General features: G+C 67.0%; 9 protein-coding genes. 7 read left to right on the top strand and 2 right to left on the bottom strand.

All coding sequences use genetic code 11. The features are described 5' to 3' along the window. Positions 1–116 precede the first annotated feature (116 nt). Positions 117–851, top strand: a complete 735-nt coding sequence (locus LPN03_RS02035) for an ABC transporter ATP-binding protein (RefSeq protein WP_165181274.1) — start codon at positions 117–119, stop codon at positions 849–851. A gap of 6 nt (positions 852–857) precedes the next feature. Continuing rightward, a complete protein-coding gene (locus LPN03_RS02030; protein WP_165181275.1) occupies positions 858–2,531 on the top strand; it encodes a DUF6297 family protein in 1,674 nt (557 codons plus the stop codon). An 89-nt stretch (positions 2,532–2,620) separates the two neighbouring features. Here LPN03_RS02030 and LPN03_RS02025 read toward each other — a convergent pair whose 3' ends face one another. Then, positions 2,621–3,982, bottom strand: a complete 1,362-nt coding sequence (locus LPN03_RS02025) for a cation:dicarboxylate symporter family transporter (RefSeq protein ID WP_205678069.1) — start codon at positions 3,980–3,982, stop codon at positions 2,621–2,623. A 129-nt stretch (positions 3,983–4,111) separates the two neighbouring features. Here LPN03_RS02025 and LPN03_RS02020 point away from each other — a divergent pair, with 129 nt between their 5' ends. The 3 genes from LPN03_RS02020 to LPN03_RS02010 all read left to right on the top strand — a co-directional run bounded on the left by LPN03_RS02020 (position 4,112) and on the right by LPN03_RS02010 (position 7,702). Next, entirely contained in the window at positions 4,112–5,833 is a 1,722-nt protein-coding gene (locus LPN03_RS02020) for an ATP-binding protein (RefSeq protein WP_165181276.1), read from the top strand. Continuing rightward, a complete protein-coding gene (locus LPN03_RS02015; protein ID WP_262452878.1) occupies positions 5,830–6,534 on the top strand; it encodes a response regulator in 705 nt (234 codons plus the stop codon). Before LPN03_RS02020 ends, LPN03_RS02015 begins: the two co-directional genes overlap by 4 nt. A gap of 643 nt (positions 6,535–7,177) precedes the next feature. Further along, complete coding sequence (locus tag LPN03_RS02010) at positions 7,178–7,702, top strand: endonuclease domain-containing protein (protein ID WP_262452876.1); 525 nt, start codon at positions 7,178–7,180, stop codon at positions 7,700–7,702. Between the two features lie 48 nt (positions 7,703–7,750). Here the strand turns inward: LPN03_RS02010 and LPN03_RS02005 are convergent, their stop codons facing one another. Beyond that, a complete protein-coding gene (locus LPN03_RS02005; RefSeq protein WP_165181279.1) occupies positions 7,751–9,649 on the bottom strand; it encodes an AMP-binding protein in 1,899 nt (632 codons plus the stop codon). 220 nt (positions 9,650–9,869) lie between these two features. Here LPN03_RS02005 and LPN03_RS02000 point away from each other — a divergent pair, with 220 nt between their 5' ends. Then, a complete protein-coding gene (locus tag LPN03_RS02000; RefSeq protein WP_165181280.1) occupies positions 9,870–10,514 on the top strand; it encodes a GntR family transcriptional regulator in 645 nt (214 codons plus the stop codon). A 60-nt stretch (positions 10,515–10,574) separates the two neighbouring features. Next, positions 10,575–12,095, top strand: coding sequence for an MmgE/PrpD family protein (locus tag LPN03_RS01995; RefSeq protein ID WP_165181281.1), 1,521 nt, complete (start codon positions 10,575–10,577; stop codon positions 12,093–12,095).

Raw genomic sequence — 12,095 nt, 5'->3', positions numbered from 1 at the left:
CACCCTACGTTACCGGTTGGCCGGGGCAATTTTTCGCACATTTGGCCACTTTGGATTTGAGCCTTGACCCTCAACTTGAGGCTGAACGTTGGCGCCCGCGCATATACTTCAAAGCGATGAGCAAAGCAACGAATTCCCCCAAGAAACCTTCTTCACAGCGCAAGGACGTGGTGCGCGCCGAAAAACTCCAGGCCGGCTACGGGACCAAGTCCGTGTGCGGGGTGGCAAGCTTCAGCCTGCAGTCGGGGCAGGCCCTGGCCCTCGTGGGGCCCAACGGCGCAGGCAAGTCCACCGTGGTGAAAACCGTGGTGGGCCAGCTGGAGGCGGTTTCCGGCACTGCCCTGATCCATGGCGCCAAAGTCGATGACAGGACCCTGGATTTCCGCCGGGAAGTGGCCGTGGTGTTCGACGACGACGCGTTCTTCCCGGCACTGACCGTGGAGGAACACCTGGCCATTGTGTCAGCCGGGCATGGCGTGGAGGACGTGGAGGAGGTCATTGCCTCGGAGCTGGAATTCTTCGGCCTCAAGGCCCTGGCCACGTCCCGGCCCTACAACCTTTCCTCCGGGCAGCGGCGGCGCATGCTGCTGGCCTCGGCCTTCGTTCGGCCCCGCTCCCTTCTGGTGCTCGACGAACCGGAGCAGCGCCTGGACACGGCCATGCGCCACCGCCTGGCCACGCGGCTGCGCGCGGAAGTCGACGCCGGCCTGGCCCTCCTGGTGGTCACGCACGACCCCGAATTCCTGACCACGGTGGCCACCAAGGCCCTGTTCATCGCCGACACCGTGCACCCCATGACCCCCGCCCAGGCGGCCGCGGCCATCGCCTCCGAAAACCCGCACGCGGAATAGATTCCCATGACAATGCAAACCAGCCAGCGCTTCAGCGCAAGGGAAATCCGCCAATACACCTTCAAGGTGGGGCTCAGCCGCACCGAGGGCGGCATCATGGAACTGGTCTCCGAGGCCTACACCTTTGTCCTGGGCGGCCTGACCCTGCTCACCATGGCCGGCGCCATCATTGTGGGGCTGCGCAACAGCCTGGGGGTGGGGCACGTTTCCGTGCTCAACGCCTCCGCCGTGGCACCGGGGTTCCACTCCGTCACGCTCCTGCAGGCCAGCGCCACGGTGCTGCTCACCCTCGCCGCGGCCCTGCTTGCGGTGGAAATGACCGTTGGGCCCATCACCATGACTGTTCCGCAGACGGCCTGGTGGCTGGGACTGCCCGTCCGGCGCCGCGGCTTCATCCAACCCGGATTCCTCAAGTCGCTGGTCTGGCCGGCGGCGGCCGCCGTCGTGGTGGTGGTGCCGATGGCCCTCGGCATGGCCGCCGAGCCGTCGCCGGGCCGGATTGCCCTGGCCACGCTGTGCGGGATCGGGCTGGGCTGGCTCCTGTTCGGCATCGCCGCCTGGTGCCAGGTCACCAACTCAGGCAAGTGGGTCAAAAACCTGGTGGGCGTGGTGACGCTGGTTGCCCCGTTGACGCTGGTGGCCACGGCCCTTTACAACAACGACGCCGGCGCCTCCGCCATCACGGGCGCCCAGACAGCCTGGCTGGAGTACCTGCCCACCAGCTGGCCCCTCCTGGTGGCCGGGGGCGCCATGTGGCCGCTGGTCATGGTGCTGTTTGCCCTGCTGCTGCTGGCCGCCGTCTGGTGGAACCTGGAGCGGATCACCACGGCGCAGCTGAAGGCCAGTGCGGCGGCCGGCGCCTACGTGGCCGGCTCGCTCATGTCCATGGATGCCTCCGAGCTGTCCAAGTCGCTGGGCGGCGGCACCTCCTCGGGCACGTCACGGGTGCGGCTGCGGCTGGTTTTCCATGGCGGGACGGTGTTTTCCCGCAGCGTCAAGACACTCCTGAGCACCCATGCCACCATGGCCCTGCGCTCCCCTGTTTCCCTGTTGCGGGTGCTGGTGCTGGCCGCCATTCCGGCCAGCCTGGCCGCCGTCGAGTTCCTGGGCAACGCCGTGCTGATTGCCGTGGTGCTGTACCTGTGCGCCCACTTCGCCGCGACATCCCTTGGCGCCACCGCGCGGTTCGCCAACGGCAATCCCGCCGTCGACATGCTGATGCCGCTGCCGGCGCGAATTGTCCGGCGGGTGCACTACGTGCTGCCGGCCGTGGGCATGACGGTGTGGGCGGCGGTGTGCTTTGGGCTGCTGCTGGCCCTGGGCGTGGGTTCGCCGTCGTTGTTGGTGCTGGCCGTGCTGGCAGGCCCGGCATTGGGTGCCGCCACGCTGCGGGCCGCCTTCCGGCCGGCCCCGGACTGGAACATGCCGGCCATCGCCTCCGCTTCCGGCCCCATTCCCACCGGCGCCGTCCGGGCGTTCCTGGTGGGCCCGGACCTCACCCTCATCTCCCTGCTGCCCGTGCTGATCTGCCTGATTTCAGGCGGCGTGCCGTTCGTGGCATTCCCCGCGCAGCTGGGCCTGACCCTGCTGGCCTTCGCCTGGGGAACGCATGTGCGCAAGCCCAAGTCCGCCAAGTCCGGCGGCCTGTTCGGGCTGCCCCCGGTGCCCGTGGAAAAGTAGCCGCGCGCCGGCGTCGAACCTCACAGCACAAAAAAGCGGGCGGCCACCTTTCAACCAAGGTGGCCGCCCGCATTCTTGCAGCTACGGGACTACACCGCGACGGGAACCCGCTCGTCGTCGCGGGCTGCGGGGGCGCCGGCGTCATGCCCGGCAGAGTGTCCGTCAATGTCCAGGGACAGCTCGTCGAAGGGGGCGCGGCCGGAAAGCACGGCGCGGGCCTGTTCGACGTCGAGCTCGTGGGTCCACTTGCCCACCAGCAGGGCGGCGACGGCGTTGCCGGTGAAGTTGGTGAGGGCGCGGCATTCGGACATGAACTTGTCGATGCCCACGATCACGCCCATGCCGTCGAGCAGGATCGGCTTGTGGGCGGCCAGGCCCGCGGCAAGGGTGGCCAGGCCGGCACCGGTGACACCGGCGGCGCCCTTGGAGGCGATCACCATGAACACCAGCAGGCCGATCTGCTCACCGAGGTTCATCGGCATGCCCATGGCGGTGGAGATGAACAGCGAGCTCATGGTCAGGTAGATGGCGGTGCCGTCAAGGTTGAAGGAGTAGCCGGTGGGAACGGTGATGCCCACCACGGGCTTGGAGACGCCCACGTGTTCCATCTTGGCGATGAGTCGCGGCAGGGCGGACTCGGAGGAGGACGTGGCGAAGATCAGCAGGTATTCGCGGGCCAGGTAGCGCATCAGGGAGAAGATGTTCAGGCCGGTGACCACACGCAGGATGGAGCCGAGGATGACCACGATGAACAGCGCGCAGGTCAGGTAGAACGCGCCCATGAGGATTGCCATCGAGCCGATCGCGGCCCAGCCGGTGGCGCCGACGACGGCGGCAATGGCACCAAACGCGCCGACCGGGGCAACCCACATGATCATCATCATGAGCTTGAAGACCACCTTTTGGATGTTCTTGACGGCATTGAGCACAGGCTCGCCGGCCTTGCCCAGGGACTGGAGTGCGAAGCCGACCAGCAGGGCCAGCACCAGGGTGGGGAGCACGGGGATGTCGCCGGGGATCATGTCCAGGAGGAACTTGACGGTGCCGTTGTCCGCGGACGCGGCGGCCGTCTTGTACGGCTGCAGGTGCAGGCCCGCGCCGGGGTGGATGATGTTGCCGACCACCAGGCCGATGGCGAGCGCCACGGTGGACATCACCATGAAGTAGATCAGCGCCAGCCCGCCCACCTTGCCCACGGTGGCCGCCTTGGCGATGGACCCCACGCCCAGCACGATGGTGCAGAAAATGATGGGGGCGATGACCATCTTGATGAGGGCGATGAACATGGTGCCCAGCGGCTTGAGCGACTTCCCCACCTCGGGGGCCAGCAGGCCGATTGCCGCACCCAGGACCACGGCCGCGATGACCGCGACGTACAGCCAGTGGGTCTTGTCCATCTTGCGCCGTGCGGGCTTTGCCATGGCGGCTGTCCCTCCCCGTTGAGAGCTCATTGTCACTCCTTGTGATCTTTGGTGATTAGCATTGGTAGGTGCGGCGTGCGATCCGCCTCACATAAGATTGCCCGGCACAGTGACTTATCTCACCGTTGCGTTCATATTGGTCGCACAAAGGGGAACTTGATGTTTTGGCGCAGGTGGAGCATTGCGCGCAGGCTGTTCACGGCCAACCTGCTTTTTGTGCTGCTCCTGACCGCCGGAGTGGCGTCGGTGATGGTGGTCGACGCCGGCTCCCGCACCTATGACCAGACCCGCCAGCGCATGCTGTCCATCGCCACCGCCCTGGCCGACTCCCCCATGGTGCTCGCGGCGGCAGAGTCCCCCAGCCCCTCCGGCACCCTGCAGCCCTACGCCGTGGCGGTCATGCATGATGCGGGCGTCGACTTCATCACCGTCATGGATCCGCACGGAATCCGCTGGACCCACCCCAACCCGGCGGAGATCGGCAAGCCGTATGTGGGCTCCATCGCCCAGGCGCAGGCAGGCGCGACGTACTTTGAAACGACGGCAGGTACCCTCGGCCCCTCCGTCCGTGTGATTGTGCCCATCAAGGACCCGGCGGGGACCGTGAAGGGCATGGTGGCCGCCGGCGTGACAGTCAGCAACGTCCAGGTCCTGGTGTCCGCCAAGCTGCCCGACGTCCTGGGGCTGGCTGCGGCACTGCTGCTGGCCGGGTCCCTCGCGTCCTGGCTGCTGGGACGCTACCTCAAGCGGGTGACGCTCGGCTGGGGGGCGGAGGAACTGGGGCAGCTGTTTGCCTACTACGAGTCCGTGCTGCATTCGGTCCGCGAGGGCCTGGTCCTGGTGGACACCCGCGGCTCCCTGGTGCTTTACAACGACCACGCCGCCCTGCTGCTGGGCATGGAGGCCGGCACCGACGGGCCCGGAGGAAGGACGACGGCGGGTGCCCCTCCCCGGCGGGCCGGACACAACGGCGCAGGAAACAAGGTGGCCGGACACAGGCGGGGCTGGCACAGGAGGGTGTCCGACGCCGGACCGAAGCTGGACGGCCTGGCACTGCCCGAGCCGCTCAAGGAACTGCTGCGAAGCGGCCGCAGTGCCACCGACGAAGTCCACGTGGCGGGCGACCGCCTGCTGGTGGTCAGCCAGCGCCCTGCACTGGCGCCCGGCACGAATGTCCGGGCGGGGGCCGTGGCGACGCTGCGCGACCACACCGAGCTGACGGCTCTGGCCGGCAGCCTCAGCAGCACCCAAACCCTCGTGGAGGCCCTCCGTTCCCAAACCCACGAACACGCGAACCGGCTCCACGCCATCATTTCCCTCATCGAACTGGACCGCGCGCGGGAGGCCCTGGATTTTGCCACGGCGGACCTCTCGGACACCGTCCGGCTCGGCGGCGAATTTGTGGGCACACTGGACGAGCCCTTCCTGTCCGCCCTCCTGGTGGGAAAGTCCGCCCAGGCCCAGGAACGCGGGGTGGCCCTGGAACTCAGCGGTTCAGGCACGCTGCCGCCGGGACTCCTCGATGCCCGCGAACTCGTAACCCTGCTCGGCAACCTGGTGGACAACGCCATCGATGCGGCCGCAGGCCGGGCGGAAGCACCCACCGTGTGGGCCGACCTGCTGGTGGCGGACGGGGAACTCACCATCACCGTGGCGGACAACGGGCCGGGCCTGCCCACCACGGACCTGGACGTTTTGGGGCGGATCGGCACCACGGGGAAGGCGTCCCAGGACCTTGGCGGGCGCGGCTACGGCCTGGCCCTGATCCGCCGCGCCACCGCCGCCCTGGGGGGCACGCTCTCAGCCGAGAACGACGGCGGCGCCGTCATGACCGCCGTCGTGCCTCTCGGTGCCCTGGCCTCGAAAGGGGACCAGGCATGAGCGCCGGCCTGCCCATCCGGGTGCTGGTGGTGGACGACGAACCCATCGCCCTGGCCGCCCATGCCGACTACGTACGGCGCCTGGACGGCTTCGAGGTGGCGGCCACCGCCGGGGGAATGGGCGCAGCGCTGGCCGTCCTCAACGACCCCGCCACCCCGGCCATCCAGCTGGTGCTGCTGGACATGAACCTGACCGACGGGCACGGGCTGGACCTGCTGCGCCGCATCCACGGACTCGGCCTGGTTCCCGACGTCGTGGCGATTACGGCCGTGCAGGAACTTCAGGTGGTGCGTTCGGCTATCGCCCTGGGCATCACCGCGTACCTGATCAAGCCGTTCACGTTCGCCGCGTTCCGGGACAAGCTGGAAAGCTACCGCAGCTACCACTCGGCGCTGGCGGACAGCTCCGTCACCACGCAGGATGCCATCGACCGGGCCCTTGCGAAGCTGCGGCCCAGCGGAAAGCTGGCGCTGCCCAAGGGGATGCTCAACGAGACGCTGTCGGCCGTGGCCGACTGGCTGCGCGCGGCACCGGCGGCTGCGTCAGCCACTGAGGTTGGTGCAGGGCTGGCCATGTCCCGCGTTACAGCCAGACGCTACCTGGACCACCTGTGCGAAACCGGCTCTGCCACGAAGGCCCCGCGCCACGGCTCCCCCGGCCGGCCGGAGCTGGAATACCGCTGGCGTCGAAGTTCGAGATAACCACCTCCCCCACCACCGAAGTTCGAGATAACCACCTCCCCCACCGTCGAAGTTCGAGATCACCACCTCCCTCACCGTCGAAGTTCGAGATCACCACCTCCCTCACTGTCGAAGTTCGAGATCACCACCTCCCCGACGCGGCCATTCCGCGGATTTGCCCACGTTTCGGCGCAGCCTGTGGATAACTTAAAAAATGAATTCAACTTCCAGCCAGACTGGATGAATGACCAATTCCCAGCCCCTCCCAGAATGGCTGCGCGGACGATCGTTTACTGTAAGCGAGTCCGACGGCTGTGGTGTCAGCCGACGCCAGACGGAAAGCCGCAATTTGCACACGCCCAGCCGCGGCATTCGAGTACCGTGGGGAGTCCAGCAGCCCCTCGCCGACCAGGTCAGGCCGCTCATCGAACTCACGCCGGGTGGAATCATCAGCCACAGCACGGCAGCACTGTTGTGGGGGATGCCGCTTCCGCCCTGGCTGGTCGGCAGCTTTCAGATCCACATTTCACGGGATGCCTCGAATGCACCACCGTGGCGGGCGGGAGTCGCTGGACACCACACGAGGTTCCGTCCAGGCGAGGTGGTCCAATTCCAGGGCATGCCAATCACATCGCCCATACGCACCTGGCTGGACCTGGCCGGCATGATTGAACTCGACGACCTGGTCGCGGCCGGCGACTTTCTTGTTTGCGAGCATGACAGGATTTTCGGCCCAAAACGCATTGCCATGGTGCAACTGACAGCGCTAAGGGCAGCGGTCAAGGAGGAGTTCCGCAGGCGCGGAATCGTCAAGGCTCGCGAGGCCGCGGATTTAATACGGTCAGGTGCCGACTCACCCCCGGAAACCAAGCTTCGCCTCCTTTTGGAGCGTGCGGGCCTCCCGCCAGTGACCCTCAATCATGTCGTCAAGGATGCCCTGGGAAATCACGTCTCGTGGCCGGACCTGGCGTTGCCGGGCTGGAAAATAGCCATCGAGTACGACGGCGAACACCACCTGGAGGAAAGGCAGCAAGCGGTCGACAGCTCGCGCAACGAACTCATGGCCCGGTTGGGCTGGACGCAGCTTAGGATCACCAAGGAAATGCTCGACGACAATGAGGGAAAGGCGGCAGTGGCGATGGTACGCAAGGCCCTTTATGCGAGGGGATGGACCCGGCCGGTCCGTTGACGTGGTCATCTCCAACCTCAACGAAGTGGGACGTGGTGATCTCCAACCTCAACGGGGGCGGAGGACGGGCAGGAGGTAGTCGATGACGGACGGGTCCTCAATGGTGGAGGGCACCGTGTAGGCCTCACCGTCGGCGATCTGGCGCATGGTTTTGCGCAGGATCTTCCCCGAGCGGGTCTTGGGCAGGGCCTCAACAACGGTGGAGTTCTTAAAGTCGGCCACCGGCCCGATTTCCTTGCGCACCAGGGCCACCAGCTCTGCCTGCAGCACGTCGGCGTCAATGGTCACGCCGCTCTTGAGCACCACGTATCCCACGGCCCTCTGGCCCTTGAGGGAATCCGCCACGCCGATCACGGCGCATTCGGCCACGGCCGGGTGCTTGCCCAGCACCTGCTCAATCGCTCCCGTGGAGAGGCGGTGGCCGGCCACATTGATGACATCGTCAGTGCGTCCCATGACAAACACGTAGCCGTCTTCATCCACGTAGCCGGAGTCACCCGTGGCGTAGCAGCCGGCAAAGGCGTTGAGGTAGGAGTCCACGAAGCGCTGGTCGTCGCCCCATAAGGTGGTCAGAGTGCCGGGCGGCAGCGGCAGCCGGAGCACAATGTTGCCCTCCTCCCCAGCCGGCACTGGCACCCCCATCCCGTCCACTATCTGCAGCTCGTATCCCGGCATGGGCAATGTGGGCGAGCCCGCCTTGATGGGCAGCGGCTCCAGGCCCCTCGGGTTGCCCACAATGCCCCAGCCGGTTTCGGTCTGCCACCAGTGGTCCACCACGGGAATGCCCAGCACGCGCGATGCCCAGTGGAAGGTGTCCGTGTCCAGCCGCTCCCCCGCCGTGAACAGCGTTTGGAGGTGGCCGACGTCGTACTTCGCAAGCAGCCCCGCCTCCGGGTCCATCTTGCGGATGGCACGCAGGGCGGTGGGGGCCGTGAACAGGGCCTTGACGCCATGGTCCGCAATGACCCGCCAAAACGCGCCGGCGTCGGGCGTCCCTACGGGCTTGCCCTCATACATGACCGTGGTGGCGCCGGCCAGCAGCGGCCCATACACAATGTAGGAATGCCCCACCACCCAGCCCACGTCCGACGCCGTCCACCACACGTCCCCGGCGTGGATGTCATAGAGGTTGGCCATGCTCCACAGCAGTGCGACGGCGTGTCCCCCGTTATCGCGGACCACCCCCTTGGGCGTGCCGGTGGTTCCGGAGGTGTAGAGGATGTAAAGCGGGTCGGTCGCCTTCACAGGCACCGGGGCGGCGGGTTCGGCGCCTGCGAGCGCGCCATCCCAGTCCACAAAGGTCCAGGCCAGCGTGCCCGGATCCGTGGCAAATCCGTCGCGGTGCTTGACGATGACGGGAAGATGCGGAACGCCGGCCGTGGCCAGGGCCTCGTGGACGGTGGGCAGGTATTCCACGCGGCGGTTGGGTTCCAGCCCGCCCGAGGTGGTCACAACAACCTTCGGGGCAGCGTCCTTGATGCGCGCGGCCAGTTCGTTGGCCGCAAAGCCGCCAAACACCACGGAATGGACGGCGCCCAGCCGCGCGGTGGCCAGCATGGCGACGGCGGCCTCGGGAATCATGGGCAGGTAGATGACCACGCGGTCCCCCTTGCCCACCCCCTGAGCACGGAGCACCCCTGCAAAGCGCGCCACCCGTTCAGTGAGCTGGGCATAGGTGTAGGTGGTGGTGCGCCCCAGCATGGCGGAGTCGTGGATGAGCGCCGGCTGGCCGCCGCGGCCGGCGGCGACGTGGCGGTCCAGTGCGTTGTAGGCCGTGTTGAGTTCGCCGTCGGGGAACCAGCGGCTGATGGGCGCATCCGCGTCGCTGTAGGCCCGGGCGGGCTCAACGGACCAGTCCACGGAACGGGCGGCGTCGAGCCAGAATCCTTCCCGGTCTGCCAGGCTGCGCTGGTATTCATCGCTGTATTTCCGGCCGTGCTGGGACATGGGGACCTCCATCTTCGCTGATGTGATGTCTGTCATGCTAACGGGCCGGGGCGGGGCAAAGCAAGCACTTTTGTATACACAACTGGCCGAACATGCTTCATTGCCGGAATTTGCTAGGCAATCGTGGCAACTATGTATACACTGATGGAAGTGGCGGCGTGTGCCGCGACGAACAGGCACAGCGTCTGGAATGACGGCCGGGGGGCGGAAGGAGGGGCTCATGCGGGCAAGTGAGAAGGCCTACACCACCCTTCGTGGCGACATTGTTGATTGGCGCCTGCCCCCGGGGACGGTGCTGGCCGAGGTGGAACTGTCCGCCCGCCTTGGCGTCTCCCGGACGCCCGTCAGGGAGGCGCTTGCACGCCTGACGGCCGAGGGGCTGGCCGAACCCCAAAGCGGCCGCGGCACGGTGGTCAGCGGGATTTCCCTTGACCACGTCGACGAGCTGTTTGAACTGCGCTCCGCCCTGGAATGCCGCGCCGCCGAACTGGCGGCCCGGAACCGCGACCCCGCCGTCTTCCTTGAACTGCACCGCCAGCTGGGGAATGCCGGGCGCCTCATCACCGAGCAGGACCCCGCCCGGCGGGACTACTACCGGCTGGCCGGCGAGCTGGACACAGCCATCGACGACGCCGCCGGAAACCACTACCTGGCCCAGGCCCTGAAAAGCCTGCGCGTCCACCTGGTCCGGGTGCGCCGTCTGTCCAAGGACAACCCCGCACGCCTGCGCGAGGCCGCCCGGGAGCACGCGGACATCGCCTTCGCGATCGCCAACGGCAATGCCGCCGTGGCCAGCGCCGCCACCACCGTCCACCTCGACAACAGCCTCCGCCACCTGCTTCAGGGCGGCGCGGCACCCTCCTGAGCTGCCCCAGCACCCGAAAACCACCACCACATCCAGCCCCCTGACTGAAAAGGAATTCCCATGGTTGTCCAGCACAACGTCCGCGTCTACAAGAGTGAAGAAAACCTCCCCCGCGAGAACCAGCTCGCCTACAAGATCGCCAAGGTGGCCGCTGACCCGGTGGCCGTCACCGGCGAGGTCACCGAGATGATCATCAACCGGATCATCGACAACGCCTCCGTGGCCATTGCGTCCCTGAACCGCGGGCCCATCGTCGCCGCCCGGGCCCAGGCCCTCAGCCACGCACCGTCCACCGGCGGCTCGGGATCGAACGTCTTTGGCATCACCGAAAAGGTCTCACCCGAATGGGCCGCGTGGGCCAACGGCGTGGCCGTGCGCGAGCTTGACTACCATGACACCTTCCTTGCTGCCGAGTACTCGCACCCCGGCGACAACATCCCGCCCATCCTCGCCGTCGCCCAGCACACCGGCGCCTCCGGCGCGGACCTTATCCGCGGGATCGCCACCGGCTATGAGGTCCAGGTGGACCTGGTCAAGTCCATCTGCCTGCACGAACACAAGATCGACCACGTGGCGCACCTCGGCCCCTCCGCAGCCGCCGGCATCGGCACCCTGCTGGGCCTGGACGTGGAGACCATTTTCCAGGCCGTGGGCCAGGGCCTGCACACCACCACGGCCACCCGCCAGTCCCGCAAGGGCGAAATCTCCACCTGGAAGGCGCACGCACCGGCATTCGCCGGCAAGATGGCCGTGGAAGCTGCCGACCGTGCCATGCGCGGCCAGACCTCCCCCGTGCCGATCTATGAAGGGGAGGACGGCGTCATCGCCTGGCTGCTGGACGGCCCGGGCGCCCAGTACACGGTGCCGCTGCCGGCCGACGGCGAAGCCAAGCGCGCCATCCTGGACACGTACACGAAGGAACATTCAGCCGAATACCAGGCACAGGCCTGGATCGACCTGGCCCGCAAGCTCCACGGCGAGCACCCGGAGGCCACCGACCCGGCCAATGTGAAATCGGTGTTGATCAAGACCAGCCACCACACACACTTTGTGATCGGCTCAGGGGCAAATGACCCCCAGAAGTACAGCCCCACCGCCTCGCGTGAAACCCTTGACCACTCCATCCCGTACATCTTCACGGTAGCCCTGCAGGACGGCTCCTGGCACCACGTGGATTCCTACTCCCCCGAGCGCGCCGGCCGCCCCGACACCGTGGAGCTGTGGCACAAGGTCACCACGGAAGAGGATGCTGAGTGGACGCGCCGCTACCACTCCCTGGACATCGCCGAGAAGGCTTTCGGCGGAACCGTTGAGATCACGCTGAATGACGGCACGGTCATCACCGAGTCGATCGCCGTGGCTGACGCGCACCCGCTCGGTGCCCGCCCGTTTGCCCGTGAGCAGTACATCAACAAGTTCCGCACCCTGGCCACAGGCCTGGTGGAGGAAGCCGAGATCAACCGCTTCATCGCGGCAGCGGAAAATCTTGTCAACCTGGCCGCCGGGGAACTGGACCAGCTCAACATCACCGCGGCGCCCGGCGTCGTCGATCCCGCCAACGCACCCAAGGGACTCTTCTAA

The organism is Arthrobacter sp. A2-55 (genome assembly GCF_025548615.1).
Taxonomy (GTDB): domain Bacteria; phylum Actinomycetota; class Actinomycetes; order Actinomycetales; family Micrococcaceae; genus Specibacter; species Specibacter silviterrae.
Note: the sequence above shows the minus strand (reverse complement) of the source record. Positions and strands in the feature narration are given on the sequence as shown.

Bases quoted from the DNA above. Each gene is read 5' to 3' on its own strand.
- LPN03_RS02035 (WP_165181274.1), top strand. From the start codon at position 117: ATGAGCAAAGCAACGAATTCCCCCAAGAAACCTTCTTCACAGCGCAAG.
- LPN03_RS02030 (WP_165181275.1), top strand. From the start codon at position 858: ATGACAATGCAAACCAGCCAGCGCTTCAGCGCAAGGGAAATCCGCCAA.
- LPN03_RS02025 (WP_205678069.1), bottom strand. From the start codon at position 3,982: ATGAGCTCTCAACGGGGAGGGACAGCCGCCATGGCAAAGCCCGCACGG.
- LPN03_RS02020 (WP_165181276.1), top strand. From the start codon at position 4,112: ATGTTTTGGCGCAGGTGGAGCATTGCGCGCAGGCTGTTCACGGCCAAC.
- LPN03_RS02015 (WP_262452878.1), top strand. From the start codon at position 5,830: ATGAGCGCCGGCCTGCCCATCCGGGTGCTGGTGGTGGACGACGAACCC.
- LPN03_RS02010 (WP_262452876.1), top strand. From the start codon at position 7,178: ATGATTGAACTCGACGACCTGGTCGCGGCCGGCGACTTTCTTGTTTGC.
- LPN03_RS02005 (WP_165181279.1), bottom strand. From the start codon at position 9,649: ATGTCCCAGCACGGCCGGAAATACAGCGATGAATACCAGCGCAGCCTG.
- LPN03_RS02000 (WP_165181280.1), top strand. From the start codon at position 9,870: ATGCGGGCAAGTGAGAAGGCCTACACCACCCTTCGTGGCGACATTGTT.
- LPN03_RS01995 (WP_165181281.1), top strand. From the start codon at position 10,575: ATGGTTGTCCAGCACAACGTCCGCGTCTACAAGAGTGAAGAAAACCTC.